Below are 17538 nucleotides of genomic sequence, written 5' to 3'. Positions count from 1 at the left end.
TCCTCCTTTGTCGTGCGTGTCTTATTTCACGCAGGATAACCTTTTTATAACTGCCGGGCTCCATGGGTACGGGCACCGGCGGTTTAACGAATTACCTTACCTTTAAGGCGCGAACGGAAGACTACTCCTCCTCCGCGACCTCCTCTGCCTCGGAGACATACACGGCGGTAAGGACCGTGAAGACGTAAGCCTGGATGGCGCCGACCACAAGTTCGATCGCATAGATCAGGATGAGGATGGCAAGCCAGGCCAGCGAAGGCAGGGCGCCGACGGCGTGGGCCGCGGAAACCTGCTGAAGCAGCGGCTGCATGAACATGCTCGCCATGATGGCGAACGAGCCCATGACCACGTGTCCTGCGAACATGTTGCAGAACAGACGGACGGCGAGCGTGATGAGGCGCAGGAAGGTCGAGAAAAGCTCGACGACCCACACGAGCACGTTCATCGGGAAGCTCACGCCCTGCGGGGCGAGGCTCTTGATGTAGCCGATCACGCCGTGAGCCTTGCATCCGTAGTAGATGAAGTACACGAAGGCGAAGATGGCGAGCGCGGCGGTGGAGCCGATTGCGCCGGTGCCGGGCTTCATTCCCGGGATCAGGCCGATCATGTTATTGATCAGAATGAACAGGAAAAGCGAGCACAGGAACGGGAAGTGCTTCTTCCAGTTCTCACCCACGACGCCCTTGCCGATATCGTTCTCGACGTACTCGATGATGTACTCGAAACCGTTGACGAAGAAGCCCTTGGGAACCAGGGTCTGCTTCTTCTTGAACACGGCCAGGACGATCAGGAGCACGATCGTGGAGACGATCAGCCAAAACGAGTACTGCGTGATGCCGCAGCTCAGATCGCCCACGACAGGGGTGGAGCTGAACTCGCTGACCAGATGATTAATCTCATCAGGCAGCTTTTCAAAAATTTCCACGACTTACCTTTCGACCTCATGAGGATCTCGCAGCGCCTTGGCGACGCGAACCGTGCAGGCGGCCATAAAGGCCACGAAGCCGATCGCCTCGCCCAGGAGGAACATGCGAAATGCCTCTCCGAACAACACAAACACAACCAAGGTAAAGACGAGCAGGGCGATTGCCGAGACCGCCAGACTCACCATACCCTTGAGCATGTCCGCATTCTGTTTATCGTCAAGAACCGGCTTGAGCGTAAAAACAAAGGGAAGGAAGGCAATTGCGCCCGCGATGACGCCTGCAACGATAGCGAGCAGATCGGCTATCTGAAACACTGGCGTCCTCACTTTCCTTCTTTAACGCTTCCCAGAACAGTTCCCGCCAAACATTGGTGACTATTGTACGAGCCAATCGCTAAAGTACAACCGAAAAAGCATCGGTTAATACGCACCTGTTCGTTTTCTTAAGACCTTCTTTATGCCGCAGGTAGGTAATACGTTTTTCTCGAACCCTGCAGGGCAAAACGTCCGTTAACAGGAGTGCGCGCGGTCGCCTTTTGTTCGTCCGCGCGCACCGTTTCTTCGTATTTGCAGCCGCGGCCGTCTTAGCCAAGCGACTAGAGCGTGCCGTAGATGCGGTCGCCGGCGTCGCCGAGGCCGGGAACGATGTAGGCAGCCTCGTTGAGATGGTCGTCGATGGCGCAGGTATAGATATGCACATCAGGGTCCTTCTCAGTCAGCGACTTGAGGCCCTCGGGGGCCGCGACGATGCACAGCATGCGGATGTCCTTGACACCGCGCTCGCGCAGGTAGCTAATGGCCATCTCGGCCGAACCGCCCGTGGCGAGCATGGGGTCGACGACCAGGCAGATGCGCTGGTCGATATCCTTGGGCATCTTGCAGTAATACTCGTGCGGCTCGTGGGTGACCTCGTCGCGCTCCATGCCGATGTGACCCACGCGAGCGGAGGGCACCAGGTCGAGGATGCCGTCGACCATGCCAAGGCCCGCACGCAGGATGGGCACGATGGCGAGTTTCTTGCCGGCGAGCTGTTTGAACGTGGCGGTAGTGATGGGGGTCTCGACCTCGACGTCTTCCATAGGCAGGTCGCGCATGGCCTCGTAGCCGTCAAAAAGTGCGAGTTCGCGCACGAGCTGACGGAACTGGTTGGTGCCGGTGTTTTTGTCGCGCAGGATCGACAGCTTGTGCTGGACGAGCGGGTGATCGACAAGCGTCACACGGGACGCATCGTAGGTGACGGTCATGGATTGATTGCCCCTTTCGTTGCGGCCGCAAAACGGCCTTGCTGACAAGGCGTGCAGCAATGTTGCCGCCGCACGCCATGCATTAGTTTAGCGGTTTGTTGTATCGAGCAGCCCATCGCAGCCCTACTGTGCGGTGCTGAGCGAGCGCCTGACTGCATCACGCCAGCCCGCAAGGTTTTGCTCGCGGCGCTCGGCGGACATGTGGGGAAGGAAGGTCCTAACGATCTGGGCATTTTGCTCCAGCTCTTCCAGGTCTTCCCAATAGCCGACGGCAAGACCCGCCAAGTACGCGGCACCGATTGCCGTGGTCTCCACCGTCTCGCATTGCAGCACGGGGATATCCAGCAGGTCGGCCTGGAATTGCATGATGAACTCGTTGCGCGAGGCACCGCCATCGACAGACAGGCGCTCGATCAAAAGCCCCACGTCCTGCTCCATGGCGCGCAGCACGTCGTAGCTCTGATATGCCATGGATTCGCAGGCGGCACGTACGATGGTCGCACGGCTCGAGGCGCCGGTCAGACCGCACACGATACCGCGAGCATGCGGGTCCCACCAGGGAGCACCCAAACCCGCAAAGGCGGGAACGAAGTAGCAGCCCTCGTTGTCGCTAATCGAAGCGGCAAGTTGTGCCGACTCGCTCACGCTCGAGATGATGCCCATGTTGTTGCGAAGCCAGTTCATCGTTGAGCCGGCGGCAAAAATAGAGCCCTCGAGCGCATAGCTGACTTTGCCGTCCGCAGCGATACCGATGGTGGAGACCAGGCCATTCTTGGATTCGACGATCTCGTCGCCGGTGTTCATGAGCATAAAGCAACCCGTGCCATAGGTGTTTTTGGTCTGGCCGGGACGGAAACAGCAGTGGCCGAACAGCGACGCCTGTTGGTCACCCGCCACGCCCATGATGGGTGGCATGTTGGTCATGATGTCGCTCGCGACGCGGCCGTAGTCGCCCGAGCTCCAGCGAACCTCGGGCATCATGGAACGTGGAACGTCAAAGAGTGCCAGCAGGTCGTCGTCCCAATCGAGCGTATGGATATTAAAGAGTGCCGTGCGGCTGGCATTGGTGTAGTCGGTGGCAAAGACCTGGCCGCCGGTGAGGTTGTAGATGAGCCAGGTGTCGATGGTGCCAAACATGAGGTCGCCCGCCGCCGCGCTTTCGCGTGCGCCGTCGACGTTGTCGAGAATCCACTGCACCTTGGAGGCCGAGAAATACGGGTCGAGCGTGAGTCCCGTGCGGGAGCGCACCAGCCCTTCTGCGCCCTGCTCGACCAGCTCGTCGATCAGAGGTGCGGTACGGCGGCACTGCCATACGATGGCGTTATAGATCGGCTGACCGCTCACACGGTCCCAGACCACCGTGGTCTCGCGCTGGTTGGAGATGCCGATGGCGGCAATGCGGTCGGAGTGGATACCGCTCTTAAACTGGACTTCCATCATGACCGCGATCTGGCTGGCAAGGACCGCCATGGGGTCTTGCTCTACCCAACCGGGACGCGGGAAGCTGGTTTTGACGCTGCGACGTGCCTGCGCGACGATGCAGCCGTACTCGTCGACGATGGTCGCAAGTACCGAGGTGGTGCCGCAGTCGAGCGCCATGATGTAGGAACCGCCAAAGTCAAACGAGGCATCTTCCATGCCCAGGCTGCCCAGATTCAACGACATCGCTTAAACCTTTCTATTGCATCGGGTCGGACAGGACCCGTTCGATCTCTGATGCGGGAAGTGCGCCTTGGCGCAGGATCTGGAGCTCGCCGTGCTGAAACGACACGATGGTCGAGGCGTCGCGACACGGGGTCTCACCGGCGTCGACGGCAACATCGACCCCCTCCAGGATGCGACCCTCCACCGTGATAAAACTTGCCGACGCGGGCGCGCCATGCGTGTTGGCGCTGGTGCAGGCAAGGGGGCTGCCACAGGCGCGAATGAGCGCCTGCACCACGGGCGAGGCCGAAGCGCGAAGTGCCACCGTGTCGTCGGCAGCGCGCATAAAGGTCGGCACGCAGGGGGCTGCCTTGACCACGATAGTCAGGGCTCCCGGCCAGCATCGTCGCGCGAGTATGCGGGCATCTTCCGGGATATCCACGCCATAGCGGTCGAGTGCTTCGACGCCATCGACCAGCCAAGCGACGGTTTGCGTGAGTTCACGTTGCTTGAGAGTGAAGATACGGCGATAGCCGGTGCCGAGCGCAGGAACTGCGGCGCCATTGACGGCAGCCTGCGGATCGCGCGGCCACGATGGGAATTCGCTTGTATCTTGGGGCACGGCGTCCGAGAAGGCGTTGACTGCCACGGCGACACCGTAGACGGTCTCGGTCGGGATCAAAGCCAGGCCGCCGCGGCCGAGCACCTCGGCCGTGCGCTCGACGGCAAGCCGATGCGGCTCGCGCGTTCCCTCGTATACCCGATAGACCGTCTGCATGTGTATGCCAGCCCCTTACGCTCTGGTGCAAGTTTGTTTACTGTGGGGCATTCTCGCACGAAACGTTCAACCTATTTGCCCAGAGCGCATGTTGGTTTGGTGAGCGGCTCTAGTAGTCGGTGAAAGTGAGGGGGTTATTGGACTGCGACGAACTTCTTTGGCCTGCCGGCGTGGCGTTCTTGGGCGGCGTAGCGCTCGATGCTGTCTATCGTTATCATCCGACGGCCGTCGACGAGTTCAACATCGAGCTTTCCGGCTTTGACCAGCGCGGTAATCCGCGGAGCGGAGACTTTGAGGTCCAGCGCTGCGTCTTTAAATGTTCGGCACGCCGCTTCCCGAGCGTCCTCGTGGTCGATTTCGACTGAAAGGGCCACGACCTCGGCCGAGCGTTCGTACCCTGCCGGAGTCAAACCGTTGTTGAGGTCGTCGGCCAAAAACGCCATCAGTGCCTCGGTGGCATGGGCAATCGCTTCTTCGCGCGTATCGCCATCGGCAAAGGCGCCGGGAATCTGCGGGAAGCTAGCGCAGTAACCATCGTCTTCTTTTATGAGAACGCAGTCATAGGTAAATCGCTGCCTCATTTTGCCTCCAACTACCATCCAGCTTGGCGACGAATACTTGCCCACGTGCCCTTCTTTGGTCGATCGCCACCAGAGCCGTTCACGGTGACAACACGGTCACCAGAAACATACTTAGCATGACTACCGACTTGCGCGACCTTCACGAATCCATCGTGCTTGAGTAGGGCAATGATTTCCCGAAAGGTAGGAGGTTGCATGGGCCGACCTCTTTCAGCCGTCCTAATTATAAACTACTTTATAATTTTTACTAACCAGTTAATAAATATTACTGGCGTTGCTTGGGCTCGGTGACGACGGCTCGAACGATGCGGGGGCGATCGGTGAGGTCGCGGACGATGCGCACGTCCGAAAGGCCCGCTTGGCGACAGAGCTCGGCCGCGGCGTCGAGGGCGCCCTCGTAGAGCTCGCAGGCAAACAGGCCGCCGGCGCGCAGCATATAGGGTGCCGCATTGAGCAGGCGGCGGAAGATGTCCAGGCCGTCGGCACCGCCCTCGAGAGCCAAATCGGGCTCAAAGTCCTTGACCTCGTGCGGCAGCGAGCGCATGACGTCGGTCGGGATGTAGGGTGGGTTGGAGACGAGCACGTCGAAGGTGCCCCACTCGTCGTGGGGAATGGAGCTCACCAGGTTGGTGAGGCTGAAGGCAACCTCATCTGCCGTGAGGCCGAGCGCGTCGCGGTTTTTGGTGGCCAGATCGATAGCGCGCGGCTCGATATCGGTGGCGGTGCAGGTGACATGGCCGCGGCGCTCCCAGGCAAGGGAGAGCGAAATGCAGCCTGTGCCGCAACCGACCTCGAGAACGCGGGCAGTGCGGGGCTCGGCTGGGGCAGATACGTTGGCCTCGGCGGCATCTTGCGCGGGAGTCGCCTGTTGGTCGTTGTCCTCAATGGCGATGCCGTATTCGTCGAGCTCGGGCTCGGGGGTTTCCATGGCCTCTGCTTCTGCCGCTTCGGCTTCTGCCGCCTGCGCGGCAGCTTCCTCGGCCTCGCGATCGGCAAGCTCCTCGGCATAGGCGCGGCTACCGAGCACGTCGCTACCCAGCGCAGCCTCGTCGGCGGCCGTGAGATTGGCGGCACGGCGCTCGGCAGTCGCGCGCTCGTCGGCCAGCGCCGCCTCGGCTTTGCGTGCTTCCTCGACCTCATCGTTCCAAGGCAGCTCAACACGCTGACGGGCAGCAGCCTCGGGGCTCAGCACCTCGGCATCCAGATAATTGAGGACTTCCTCGACGAGCATCTCGGTCTCGGGGCGCGGAATGAGCACACCGGGGGCGCACGCGACGTCGATCATGCGGAACTGCGTGCTGCCGGTGATGTACTGCAGCGGCTCGCCCTTGGCGCGGCGGACGACCGCCGCGTGCATAGTCTCGAGCTGCGCCGCATCGAGCGTCTCGTCCATACGCATATATAAGTCGATGCGCGCCAAGCCCGTGGCAGCGCACAGCAGCCACTCGGCAGAAAGACGGGGATGCTCCTCGCCGCGCTCGGCCAGGTACTCCTTGGTCCACTCGAGACAACGCTTGATGGTCCAGATCTCGTTTGTCATGGGGCCCTCCCCTCTTAAGCGCCGAGCGGCGCGCGAATGTCGGAGCAGATTGTAAGCGAGGCCAGCGCTTGGCAAGGGACGATTGAAGGCGATTATCGAGAATCAGCCCAGAATTTTGCTTGGAGCCCACCTGAAGTGTTCATTCGTCGACGTCTAAATCTGCATTCGTCAAGCTTTTGGCAAGGTTGCCCCAAAACTGACCAATATCTAACCAAGAACTTGCCAAATCACTTGACGCGCGACGCACCAAAAAGGGCCCCGCGACTTCTTGGACGATATTTTGAGCAATATTTTCGGTAGAAGATGCCCGCTGTTAATTGCTTTAAGCAGGTAGCTGGCTTAATGGCCATCAAAGCCGATTAAATAACATCTCAAAGCAATGTGCACAACCTAGTCATTTAAGAACGTCCCCAATGACTACCTTGGAAACGCCGCAGGTTGAGCATACCGCATCCGGAGCAAGGCGGCGCCGCAGGTAGAGGACGGACAGCGAGCGGGCCGCATTTGAGACAAGGTGACGTGAAACGAAAGGGCGCTGACCTTCTGGTCGCGCCCTTGAAGTTGAACGTCAGATTGTCCAAATGCGGCCCGCGCAGCGTCGGCTGGTCCGCCGTTCGGTAGAACGGCGGAACCTACACAGCCTGTGCCAGCTTCTCGGCACGCTCGGCGGCGGCGAGCGCCTCGATGACGGTGCCGAGCTGGTCGCCCAGAAGGACGCCGTTGTAGGTGGAGTTGAAACCGATGCGGTGATCGGTCACGCGGTCCTGGGGCTGGTTGTAGGTACGGATCTTCTCGGAACGGTTGCCGTGGCCGATCTGGCTCTGGCGCTCGGCACCGAGCTCCGCCTGCTGCTTCTCGAGCTCCATCTCGTACAGACGGGCGCGCAGCATCTGCATGCAGACTTCGCGGTTCTGGATCTGGGAGCGCTGTTCCTGCGACTGCACCACGGTGTTGGTGGGCAGGTGGGTGATGCGCACGGCGGAATAAGTGGTGTTAACGCACTGACCGCCAGGGCCGGAGGCGCAGTAGGTGTCGATGCGCAGGTCGGACTGGTTGATCTGGACGTCGATTTCCTCGGCCTCGGGAAGTACGGCGACGGTCGCCGTGGAGGTCTGGATACGGCCCTGGGACTCGGTCTTGGGAACGCGCTGGACGCGGTGCACGCCGGACTCGAACTTCATGACGGAGTAGACGCGGTCGCCCTCGACCTTGAACTCAATGGACTTAAAGCCGCCGGCCTCGCTGGGGCTGGAGTCGAGCACGGTGGTCTTCCAGCCGCGCGACTCGCAGAAGCGCTGATACATCTTGTACAGATCGCCGGCAAAGATGGCCGCCTCGTCGCCACCGGCGGCAGAGCGAATCTCGACGATGGTGTTCTTGTCGTCGTTGGGGTCGCTCGGGATGAGCATGTACTTAATGTCTTCCTCGAGCTGGGGAAGCTTGGCCTCGTTTTCGGAGATGTCCATCTGGAGCATCTCCTTCTCATCGGCATCGGTAGTATCGTGGAGCATTTCCTTGGCAGCCTCGATGTCATCGAGCGCGCCGATGTACTCGCGCGAGGCGGCGATGAGGTCGGACTGGTGCGCATACTCCTTGTTGAGACGCGTGAACTCCTTGATATCGGAGGCGACGGCCGGGTCGGAAAGCTTCTTCTCGAGCTCCTCGTAGGCCTTGATGATCTTTTCGAGCTTGTCGCGCATGACGGGACTCCTTTATATGCGTGAAGGTGAAAATCGGCAGAATTGATGGGGCGCACGGCGCCACTGCGGGGGTAAGTCCAGCTAGAACATGTCGATCTTCAGATACATGCGCATCCCTTCGCGTACGGGGTACATAGTTGCGGTCTAACCCATACATGATAGCGTGCGCAGGCAAACCTGCATATAACCCGCACGGAATGAGTGGACGTAGCCGTTGGGGACGTTCCTTAACGGCTAGTCGTTTAAGAACGTCCCCAACGGCTAACAAAGGGAGCGTCGCTTTGTCACATTCGAGAGCGTTTGAAGCAGGGCGATGAGGAAGCGAACACCCTGGAGGTAGGCGCGGCGGGTGATGCGCTCGTTGGTGCCGTGGACGCCGCGGTCGCACTCGTCATCGTCGACCACAAACGCCGAAAAACGAATGCATTCGGAGCAAATGCGCTGGTAGTTGGCAGCGTCGGTCGCGCCGATCACGGTCGAGGGGACAATCGCCAACGGCTCGGATGATCCGTTTTCCTCCGTCCCCTTTGGATCGCGGAAATAGCGGGCGGCGATGGAGCGAACCGCCTCGAGGCCGGGACCACCGATGCGCGGGGACGGCGAGGGTTCGGAGCCGCCGGGGCCCAGCTCCACTTCGACACGACCGGCAAGGTCCGCCCCGGCAACCGCCTCACGGCAGCGCGCCACAACGTCGGCCACGCTCGTGCCCTCGAGCATGCGGAAGTTAATGTTGGCCCACATATCCTGCGGCATCACGTTAGCACCGGTGCTACCGCCCTCGATTTGGGTCGGTGCACAGGTGGTGGTCACGAGCGGATAGAGCTTCTTGCTGGCGAGGCAATCGCGGACAATGGCGCCCCCGTTGGCGGCAATCTCATCCGCCGTGTAGAGCCCCAGCTCGACAAGCTGCGCGGCAAGCAGGTCCGTGACGCGCGTCGGCCACTCGATATCGCAGATTACGGCGATGGCACGGCTGAGCACCTCGAGCGACGTGCCACCGTAGGGGTTGGACGAATGCCCGCCCTCGCTACGCGTCCTCAACACGATATCGGCGTAGCCCTTCTCCGCGAGATCGGCATGCATAAGCCAACCCTCGCCCGCGCCGTACTCGGCAGCCGAAACGATACGGTAGTCACCCTCGTCGATCAGGTACTCAAGCTCAATGCCGCGCTCCTCGAGCGCGCGGCCGATGGCGCCTGCGCCGCACTGCGTAGTCTCCTCGTCCTGGCCAAAGGCCAGGAGCAGCGTGCGCTCGTGCTGCCAACCGTGCGCCAGCGCATACTCGACAGCCTCGAGAATGCCTGCGACCTGGTCTTTCATGTCGATCGCGCCGCGACCCCAAATGTAGGTGTCGTCCACGTGGCCGCTAAAGGGGGCATGCGTCCAGTCAGCCTCGGTGCCGGGCACCACGGGGACCACGTCCATGTGGCCCATGAGCATGACGGGTTTGAGGGCGGAGTCGGAACCGCCAAGCGTCACCAACAGCGAATGTCCGACAAGCTCGACCTCGCCCGCCGCAAATACGTGCGGCCAGGCCTGCTGCATATACGCGCGCAGGTCGTCAAACGGCTGCCAATCCACCGCCTCGGCATCCATGCTCGAAATGGTCGGAAACGACAGCACGCGGCCCAAGCGCTCGCACGCGCCGGCCTCGTCTATATCGGCAAAATCGTCCTCATGCGCAAAGAAGCGCCAAACCTCGGCCATGACATCCTTTCGATTGTGATGACGAGGGCCGCCCCACCGGAGCGGCCCTGCAACGTAAGCGTTTGCGGTCGGTTATTTGTCCTCGAGATAGCGAGAGAGGAACTCGCGGGTGCGCTGGTGCTTGGGGTTGCCGAAGAGCTCGGCCGGCGCGGCATCCTCGAGCACCACGCCCTTGTCCATAAAGACCACGCGGTCGGACACCGTGCGGGCAAAGGCCATCTCGTGCGTGACGACGACCATGGTCATGCCGTCGGCGGCGAGCTTGCGCATGACCTCGAGCACCTCGCCCACGATCTCGGGGTCGAGCGCAGAGGTCGGCTCGTCGAACAGCATAATCTGCGGATTCATGCATAAGGCACGAGCGATGGCCACGCGCTGTTTTTGACCACCGGACAGACGACCCACGGCGGCGTGCGCGAACTTTTCGAGTCCCACGCTCGTCAGATGCTCCATCGCAATTTTTTCAGCCTCGGCCTTGCTCATCTTTTTGAGCGTGACGGGCGCGAGCGTGCAGTTGTCGAGCACATCCATGTTGTTGAACAGGTTAAAGCCCTGGAACACCATGCCGATGTCCTCGCGCAGCTTGTTGATGTTGCAGCGCTCGGCCGTGAGGTCCTGGCCGTGGAACCAGATGTGGCCCGCGTCCGGGGTCTCGAGCAGGTTGAGGCAGCGCAGGAAGGTCGATTTGCCCGAGCCCGAGGCGCCGATGATGGTGACAACCTCACCGGGATTGACGGACAGGTCGATGCCCTTAAGCACCTCGAGCGAACCAAAGCTCTTGCGCAGGCCCTCGACGCGGATGAGCGGCTCATTGGTCTGTGCGGCGGCCGCAACGCCGGTAATGGCGGTATCTGCCATGATGATTCTCCTCGTCTTAAGCCTAGTTAGAGCTGGGCAGCGTGGCAGGAGCCTCGGCGCCGAGCTTTTTGCCAAAGGCCTCGAGCAGGCGGCTCGCCACGAGCGTCAGGATCAGATAGACCACGAGCGCCACGCAGTAGACCTCCATCTGGCGGTAGTACACGCCGGCGACGGTGGTGGTGGCATACATGAGGTCGAACACGCCGATGACCGAGAGCACCGACGAATCCTTGATGTTGATGATGAGCTCGTTGGTGAGCGCCGGAATCGCGTTTTTAATGCCCTGGGGGAACACGACCTTGCGCATAGCCTGCCACTGCGAAAGCCCCAGCGAGCGCGCTGCCTCGGCCTGGCCGGGATCGATGGACTCGATGCCGCCGCGCAGGACCTCCATCATGTAGGCGGTGGAGTTGAGCGAGATGGTGACGAGGCCGGCGGTGAAGGTACTCCAGATCTGATTGGCCTGGGCAGTCTCGAAGCCCATGCCGCGCAAAACGGTGAAGCCCGCGTAATAGATGAGCAGGCCCTGGACCATCATGGGCGTGCCGCGCACGATGGTGGAGTAGACGGTCGCAAAGCCGCGGCCGATGCTCTTAAAGAAGCGCGTGAGGTCGCTATCCACGCGGTCGAACGTCTGAATGCGCAAAAACACAAGGAGCAGCGCCAGGAAGAATGCAATGACGGTACCGAAGGTCGCAAGTGCGATGGTGATCTCGATGCCACGGATGAAGAAGTCGCCGCTCTTGTAGGTCATGTAGACCAGGCTCGACAAAAAGTCGCTGGGGTTGGAGTCCGAGACAATGCTCACCTGCACCAAATCGATAAACGACATGACGCAGCGGTCCGCGAAAAAGATCGCCGCGATGGCGACCACGACATAGCTGCCCAGGCGCGCGCCGCGACGGAAGCGCTCGGATGCGAACGGCGACGTTTCGCGATAGTCGCTCCAGTGCATAAGCTTGGTGACCAGCGCCGCCGCCGACACGACGAGCCAGGCCCAAAGGATCGCCCAGAGGCAGTCTTGGAACACGCCCGTAGGCGCCAAGAAGCTCAGCGGCGTGGGGTTGCGTTGGCTAAATGCCAGGCCGAGCGCCGCGATAACGCTCGTGCCCAGGTATACATAACGGTGGTCGGCCTTGATAAAGGAGGCCAGGCGATTGATGGTTTTCATGCTGCCTCCCTATGCCGGCTGACGGTCGAGGCACGCGTCCCACATTTGGTCGCGCTCCTCTTGGCTAATGCCCTTGAGTGTCTTGTCGATGAGCTTAAGCAGCTTGTCCGAGCCCTTGCGGCAGCCGACATTTGCCGTGACCTCCTGCTTAAAGCCCTCGCCCTCGGCAAATTGAATCGGCACGATACCCGGGTTTTGGGCCATATAGCCCTTCTCGTTCTCAGTGTTGTAGGTCACGGCGTCGCACGTGCCCTGCAGCAGATTCGAGAACACCGTGGGGACGGAGTCGACCGGGTTTTTGTGCACAACACCCGGGATCTCGTCGATGACAGTGTCGAGCATGGTGTCCTTTTGGCCGAGCACCGTAGCGCCGCTAAAGTCGCTGAGCTTGGTGGCGTTTTGGTAGGGCGAGCCCTCTTTTACGAACAGGCCAAAGTAGCCGATGAAGTACGGGTCGGAAAAGCCGACGGACTCCTCGCGCTCGGGCGTGGCGCTCATGCCGGCGATGATGAGATCGATCTGGCCGTTGTTGAGCGAATCGATAAGACCCGAAAAGCTCTGCTTGACGGCAACGGGCTCGCCACCGAGAGCCTTGCAGACAATCTTGGCGATCTGCACGTCGTAACCATCGGCATAGGCGCCCTGCACGTTGTCGATAGGGATGGTGTACTCGCTGGCTTCGGAAACTTGCCAGTTGTACGGGGCGTAGGCTGCCTCCATACCGATGCGGATCTTGTCCTTGCCGATAACGGAATCGGACAGGTCGTCGCGACCGCCGCCCGTCGTGGGCTGAACTACTTCCAGCGTGGAGGGGCGCTGGCAACCGGCAAGTGCGCCGGCGACGACAGAAGCGCTCGCAGCGAGAGCGCTACCCAAAAAGATGCGACGGCTGCATACCGGCTGTGGATGCGCGTCGCGTTGATGGGGAGAATGCATAATCTGCCTTCCCTGTTGAATCGTATGCTGACGACTTTACAGGATATACGCCAGCGACCAGCAGCGCAGCACAAGCTCGAAAAATTAATAGACACACGGTAGTCATTGGGAGCGTCGATGTTTTGGCAATGCCAGCGAGCGCCGCCCAGAGCGAACAAGTTGGCATGAAAAAGGCAAGGCATAGACCTTCTGGTCATGCCATGCCTTTTGAATGACAAATTGTCGCTCTGGGTAGCGCGCAGCGTCGACCGGCCCGCCGTTCGTCAGAACGGCGGAACCTCTAGAGCAAGGTGACGCTAAAGCTGCGGACGTCCGTCTCGCCCGGCGCCAGCGTAATGGTGTTGACCTTGTGCTCAAAGACGTCGTCCTCGGTGTCCATGGTGGTATGACCGGTCCAGGGCTCGAGCGCCACAAACGGAGCATCGTTGGCGGCAGACCACACGCCGATGTACTTAAAGCCCTCAAAGTCGATCTTGACGCCGCGGCCCGACTTGCGACCGCGCAGCGTGAGCGTGGAGCCCGGGGTATCGGTGAACATGATGGCGTCGTTATCGAAGCTACGGTGCGTGATGGGCAGCACGTCCGAGTTATCGGGGGCCTTGTAGCTGCCCTCGAACGTCATGAGGCCATCGGGCGTGATGATGGGGGCCTCGTTGGTCCAAGCCTCGGTAAATGCCAGCTCGTAATCCTCGAACGTCTCGTCCTCGGCACCGGAGACGGGCACGTTAAACGCGGGGTGGCCGCCCACCGAGAACGGCAGGTCCACGTCGCCGGTGTTGGTGACGGCAAAGGTCTGGGTAAGCGTGGCGTCACCAGTCAGGGCATAGGTCATGTTGAGCTTAAAGTGGAACGGGAAAGCCTTGAGCGACTCGGGCGTGTCGGTGATCTCGTAGGTGACGGACGAGCCGTCCTCGGAGACCTCGACGATCTTGTGCTCCACGATACGCGCGATGCCGTGGCGAGCCATCTCGCAGGTGCCGGCCGCAGACGTCGCCGTGTTGTTGCGCAGCGATCCCACGATGGGGAACAGGATGGGCGCGTGCTTGCCCCAAAAGGCGGGGTCGCCCTGCCACAGATACTCGTTGCCGTTGAGGGCAAGGCTCGTGAGCTGGGCACCCATGGAATCGATGGCCGCGGTGAGGCCGCCGCGCTTGATGGTAGTGACGGTAGACATGCTACTTCCTCCAAAAGTAAACAATAGTGTCGAGGGCTATTGTCCCACTCTTGGCGGCAGGGTTGAGCGTCAGGCGCAGTTATTGAGCAATAGCGTAAAGGTCAAACCCGCCCTGCGGCGTGCTATCGACCGTATCGGGCGCCTGTGAATTAAAACTCACCGGAACCATGCGCTTTGAGGCACGGTAACGCGTGCCGTCGGTGGCGACGGGCGGCTCATCGACCGTGAGCTCGTAGTCGCCGGGCTTGAGCTCGATGCCGTCACCTTCGGAATTGACGTATTGATACTCGTCGATTGCTTGTCCCTTGAGTGTGCGGCCCACGATATGGACGAGCATCTGGCTGTCTCCCCGGGCGGTGTCCCATGTCGCACCGTCCTTGACCTCGACCGCCACATGCACCGAGCGCGTACGGCTGAGCGATTGCTCGACAGACATCTCGACCTTGGCGGCGTCTTTGCGCTGTTGCTCCACGTGGCTCCAGACATTTCCGATCGCCGAGCAAGCGATGACGCCGGCCATGAAGGCGATAAGGATGGGGCCGAGCGGCGAGCGACGTCCTGCATCTTCCTCGCGAGACAGATTGGGGCGACGTGTGGGCGCGGGCGCCTGAGCACCCTGCGAGGGCACGTCGAGAATGCTGAAGGATGCCGTGCTGTCGGGGTCGATGGTATGGCGAGGTTGCGGGGTCTTTGCCGGCGAGATGGACATGTCGGCTGGCTCGCCGAGCGTGGCCGTAGCGTCGGCCTTGGCCTCGTCTGCCTCGGCCTGGGCCCAGGCCTGTTCAAAGGTTAGGGGCTCGACGGGGTCGAGGGCGGCGTCCGAGTCGGCGGCGACGACGTTGCCGGTCTCGTCCTCGTCGCTCGACACGTCACGCGACGCGGGCTCGTCCCACTCTTCGTCCGGAGCCTCGCCCTCGCTATACCACCATTCAAAGTTATCAATATCCATACGGGGCGCCCCCTTGGCCTCGCAAATAAACACTTGCCAGCCTTATACCCCCAGATGGCACGGCGGCTCGCATGGAATGTAACAAAGGGACTATCCCTTTGTCACATTTTGCGTTTAGCCGTGGGCGATCTTGTTTCTCAGCAAGAAGTCGACCGCCCCTACGATTCTGATGCCGTCGATGTCTGTTGGATGCTCACCATCCCTGACGATCAGGATCTTCTCGTACGAATCAGGGATTTTTCCCAGCGTGTTTAGTTTGAGCGGTCGCAGCTCGCGCTCTCTGGTCGCCTCGGCATCGATCCGTTCGGTAACCTGGATATATTTACGGTCCGATCCCTCGCCGATTGCGACAAAGTCGATTTCCCCCGCGCGCAGATGGCCGCAAAACACTTCGTATCCTTCAAAGACAAGCTGGTTGTAGATAACGTTCTCGAGCATCCTTCCGCTATCGCTGCCTCTATATCCGTCAAGATAGCTGCGGATTCCCGTATCGGCTATGTAATATTTACCGCCTGTCTTGAGAAGCTCCCGCCCCTTGACGTCATACCTTTTTACCTTGGTAAACAGGTACGTCTCTTCCAGAGCGTCAATATACGCCGACACCGTCGATGCGTTGGTCTTACCGCCCGATGATTCGTTGAGCGTCCCTACGATTTTGTTGACCGAGGTTTGATTGGAGATGTTGTCTGCCAGATACGCACAGAGCCGCTCGAGAACGTCGCGCTTGGTGATAGCTCCGCGACCTCTACGCGTCGCGCGCAATAGGATATCGCGCGCGACAATCGTCTGATAGAGGCTGCGGATGTAGTCGCGGCACGGTTCGCGTCTTGGCTCGTCATGAGCCAGAAACGGCATGCCGCCATAGGTTATGTACTGCTCGAGCACGGTGTTTGAATTAAGGCGATCGCCCGTCTTGGAAACGAGCTCGGCCCTCTCGTCAAGCCCTTCGGCAACGACCGCATCGATCGAGCGAAAATCAAGATACTCGCCAAACGTGAGCGGCTGCATCTTGACCTCGATATACCGGCCCGAGATAAGCGTTGCAAGCTCGCTCGATAGCAAAAAGGCATTGGAGCCCGTGACATAGATATCGCACGGCAAATCGATTCGGAGCGAGTTAACCGCCTTTTCCCAGCCCTCGACATTCTGGAGCTCGTCAAAGAACAGATAGGGGCGATCGACACCGTCAACGCGCTCCCGAACCATGCGATAAAACGTCAGGTAATCTGTAATCCCCGCATACTCTAGAGATTCCATCTTAAAGGTCAGCAAACGCTCGGCCGGCACCCCCTGTTGCGCCAGGTGCTCCCTCATCATGTCCAATAACGTGGATTTGCCGCAACGGCGTATACCCGTCACGATTTTGATGAGGTCGGTATCCTGAAAAGCAATGAGTCGATCAAGATAGCGGCTTCGGCGAACGATGTTCATAGAGTCTCCCTAGCGCCCGGCCAGACGTAACATCTTATAAACTTGCAGATTTTACAAGTTTATAAGATGTTACCTTACAAACTTGCAAATAATGCGAGTTTATAAGAAATGAGCCGCCTCCTCCGCTTTAAAACAAACTCGCGGTGCCGCTCGTCAATGTGACAAAGGGACTATCTCTTTGTCACATCGAAGTTGCGGTGGAATAGTTCCCGTTTGTGCGATTACTCAGGCTATTTAGGAACTATTTCACCGCAAGTTATTTGAGGACAACGGGGACTTGGATGCAGCAGAAGTCTTCTTGGTGGGACTCGTCGTAGCTCGTGGTATCGAGGTAGCAAAAGTCGAAGGCGTTGCCGATGGGCTGGAGCGCGTGCTCGTCCATGCAGGCAACGATGGCGCGGATGCCCTCGGGCTCGTACGGCATACCCCAGCGGCTCATGCACAGATACGTGCCCTCGGGCAGCACTTCGATGCCGATCTCTGCCAGCTCGGCGGGATCGCTCGGCAGTAGCCCCTCGGCACCGCGCGGCAGCACGGCAAAGGAGCCGGCGCCGGCGATGGGGTCGTCGGAATGCAGTGCCTCGCGACGTAGCATGGCGCCCCAGCCGCGCATGGGGCGCGTGCCCGTCAACGTACGCATGCGCAGAATCGCCCGCATGAGCGTGGGGTGAAGCATCGAGCGGCCACGCTCGATATCGCCTGGAAACTCCTCAAAGACCACGTAGCGGCGCTCAAACTGCTTGAGCTCCGGCCTGCCCTCGCGCTCGCGCCAGTAAACCGCCTCGTCGTAAAAGCTCAGGCGCTCCTGCACGCTCGCGCGCTCGGCTTTGAGCTCGGCGATCTGCTCGGTACCGTCAAGATTCTTTCGCAAATTGATTTATTCGGCCTCAGCCCCGTCCT

At 60.3% G+C, this 17538-nt stretch carries 17 protein-coding genes; all 17 read right to left on the bottom strand.

Annotation, left to right across the window (positions count from 1 at the left end; genetic code table 11):
* Window positions 1–121: 121 nt before the first annotated feature.
* The 17 genes from atpB to DWY05_RS08835 all read right to left on the bottom strand — a co-directional run bounded on the left by atpB (window position 122) and on the right by DWY05_RS08835 (window position 17509).
* A complete protein-coding gene (atpB, locus tag DWY05_RS08915; protein WP_022094263.1) occupies window positions 122–925 on the bottom strand; it encodes a F0F1 ATP synthase subunit A in 804 nt (267 codons plus the stop codon).
* A gap of 3 nt (window positions 926–928) precedes the next feature.
* Complete coding sequence (locus DWY05_RS08910) at window positions 929–1240, bottom strand: hypothetical protein (protein WP_117821436.1); 312 nt, start codon at window positions 1238–1240, stop codon at window positions 929–931.
* 281 nt (window positions 1241–1521) lie between these two features.
* Window positions 1522–2169 carry a uracil phosphoribosyltransferase gene (gene upp / locus DWY05_RS08905; protein ID WP_040359658.1) on the bottom strand — a complete coding sequence of 216 codons (648 nt, stop codon included), beginning with the start codon at window positions 2167–2169 and terminating at the stop codon, window positions 1522–1524.
* 123 nt (window positions 2170–2292) lie between these two features.
* Window positions 2293–3834 (bottom strand): glycerol kinase GlpK, encoded by a 1542-nt coding sequence (gene glpK / locus DWY05_RS08900; RefSeq protein WP_117821437.1) that lies wholly within the window; start codon window positions 3832–3834, stop codon window positions 2293–2295.
* A gap of 13 nt (window positions 3835–3847) precedes the next feature.
* The gene (locus tag DWY05_RS08895) at window positions 3848–4591 is read right to left on the bottom strand and encodes an L-threonylcarbamoyladenylate synthase (protein WP_117821438.1); all 744 of its coding nucleotides are present in this window, start codon (window positions 4589–4591) and stop codon (window positions 3848–3850) included.
* 134 nt (window positions 4592–4725) lie between these two features.
* The gene (locus DWY05_RS08890; protein WP_128620077.1) at window positions 4726–5217 is read right to left on the bottom strand and encodes a type II toxin-antitoxin system HicB family antitoxin; all 492 of its coding nucleotides are present in this window, start codon (window positions 5215–5217) and stop codon (window positions 4726–4728) included.
* Window positions 5184–5369: a type II toxin-antitoxin system HicA family toxin gene (locus DWY05_RS10275; RefSeq protein WP_089573106.1), complete on the bottom strand. Its 186-nt coding sequence runs from the start codon at window positions 5367–5369 to the stop codon at window positions 5184–5186. Before DWY05_RS10275 ends, DWY05_RS08890 begins: the two co-directional genes overlap by 34 nt.
* Before the next feature lie 68 nt (window positions 5370–5437).
* Complete coding sequence (locus DWY05_RS08880) at window positions 5438–6712, bottom strand: HemK/PrmC family methyltransferase (RefSeq protein ID WP_117821439.1); 1275 nt, start codon at window positions 6710–6712, stop codon at window positions 5438–5440.
* Between the two features lie 632 nt (window positions 6713–7344).
* Window positions 7345–8412, bottom strand: coding sequence for a peptide chain release factor 1 (gene prfA / locus DWY05_RS08875; protein WP_055252487.1), 1068 nt, complete (start codon window positions 8410–8412; stop codon window positions 7345–7347).
* Between the two features lie 261 nt (window positions 8413–8673).
* A complete protein-coding gene (locus DWY05_RS08870) occupies window positions 8674–10119 on the bottom strand; it encodes a M20/M25/M40 family metallo-hydrolase (protein WP_117821440.1) in 1446 nt (481 codons plus the stop codon).
* Between the two features lie 72 nt (window positions 10120–10191).
* Entirely contained in the window at window positions 10192–10977 is a 786-nt protein-coding gene (locus DWY05_RS08865; protein ID WP_117821441.1) for an amino acid ABC transporter ATP-binding protein, read from the bottom strand.
* 22 nt (window positions 10978–10999) lie between these two features.
* Window positions 11000–12148, bottom strand: a complete 1149-nt coding sequence (locus tag DWY05_RS08860; protein WP_117821442.1) for an amino acid ABC transporter permease — start codon at window positions 12146–12148, stop codon at window positions 11000–11002.
* Window positions 12149–12157: 9 nt separating this feature from the next.
* A complete protein-coding gene (locus DWY05_RS08855) occupies window positions 12158–13084 on the bottom strand; it encodes a transporter substrate-binding domain-containing protein (protein WP_117821443.1) in 927 nt (308 codons plus the stop codon).
* A gap of 280 nt (window positions 13085–13364) precedes the next feature.
* Window positions 13365–14258, bottom strand: coding sequence for an aldose 1-epimerase family protein (locus tag DWY05_RS08850; protein ID WP_117821444.1), 894 nt, complete (start codon window positions 14256–14258; stop codon window positions 13365–13367).
* A gap of 79 nt (window positions 14259–14337) precedes the next feature.
* The gene (locus DWY05_RS08845; RefSeq protein WP_117821445.1) at window positions 14338–15207 is read right to left on the bottom strand and encodes a hypothetical protein; all 870 of its coding nucleotides are present in this window, start codon (window positions 15205–15207) and stop codon (window positions 14338–14340) included.
* Window positions 15208–15321: 114 nt separating this feature from the next.
* Complete coding sequence (locus tag DWY05_RS08840; RefSeq protein ID WP_233504070.1) at window positions 15322–16638, bottom strand: ATP-binding protein; 1317 nt, start codon at window positions 16636–16638, stop codon at window positions 15322–15324.
* A 256-nt stretch (window positions 16639–16894) separates the two neighbouring features.
* Window positions 16895–17509, bottom strand: a complete 615-nt coding sequence (locus tag DWY05_RS08835) for a hypothetical protein (protein WP_117821446.1) — start codon at window positions 17507–17509, stop codon at window positions 16895–16897.
* Window positions 17510–17538: the final 29 nt, after the last annotated feature.

The organism is Collinsella sp. AF23-4AC, assembly GCF_003462685.1.
Classification (GTDB): domain Bacteria; phylum Actinomycetota; class Coriobacteriia; order Coriobacteriales; family Coriobacteriaceae; genus Collinsella.
This window is presented reverse-complemented; position numbering and strand designations above follow the sequence as displayed.

Excerpts from the sequence above, each read along its gene's own strand:
- upp (WP_040359658.1), bottom strand. The coding sequence starts at position 2,169 with ATGACCGTCACCTACGATGCGTCCCGTGTGACGCTTGTCGATCACCCG.
- glpK (WP_117821437.1), bottom strand. The coding sequence starts at position 3,834 with ATGTCGTTGAATCTGGGCAGCCTGGGCATGGAAGATGCCTCGTTTGAC.
- DWY05_RS08895 (WP_117821438.1), bottom strand. The coding sequence starts at position 4,591 with ATGCAGACGGTCTATCGGGTATACGAGGGAACGCGCGAGCCGCATCGG.
- DWY05_RS10275 (WP_089573106.1), bottom strand. The coding sequence starts at position 5,369 with ATGCAACCTCCTACCTTTCGGGAAATCATTGCCCTACTCAAGCACGAT.
- DWY05_RS08880 (WP_117821439.1), bottom strand. The coding sequence starts at position 6,712 with ATGACAAACGAGATCTGGACCATCAAGCGTTGTCTCGAGTGGACCAAG.
- prfA (WP_055252487.1), bottom strand. The coding sequence starts at position 8,412 with ATGCGCGACAAGCTCGAAAAGATCATCAAGGCCTACGAGGAGCTCGAG.
- DWY05_RS08870 (WP_117821440.1), bottom strand. The coding sequence starts at position 10,119 with ATGGCCGAGGTTTGGCGCTTCTTTGCGCATGAGGACGATTTTGCCGAT.
- DWY05_RS08865 (WP_117821441.1), bottom strand. The coding sequence starts at position 10,977 with ATGGCAGATACCGCCATTACCGGCGTTGCGGCCGCCGCACAGACCAAT.
- DWY05_RS08860 (WP_117821442.1), bottom strand. The coding sequence starts at position 12,148 with ATGAAAACCATCAATCGCCTGGCCTCCTTTATCAAGGCCGACCACCGT.
- DWY05_RS08855 (WP_117821443.1), bottom strand. The coding sequence starts at position 13,084 with ATGCATTCTCCCCATCAACGCGACGCGCATCCACAGCCGGTATGCAGC.
- DWY05_RS08850 (WP_117821444.1), bottom strand. The coding sequence starts at position 14,258 with ATGTCTACCGTCACTACCATCAAGCGCGGCGGCCTCACCGCGGCCATC.
- DWY05_RS08845 (WP_117821445.1), bottom strand. The coding sequence starts at position 15,207 with ATGGATATTGATAACTTTGAATGGTGGTATAGCGAGGGCGAGGCTCCG.
- DWY05_RS08840 (WP_233504070.1), bottom strand. The coding sequence starts at position 16,638 with ATGAACATCGTTCGCCGAAGCCGCTATCTTGATCGACTCATTGCTTTT.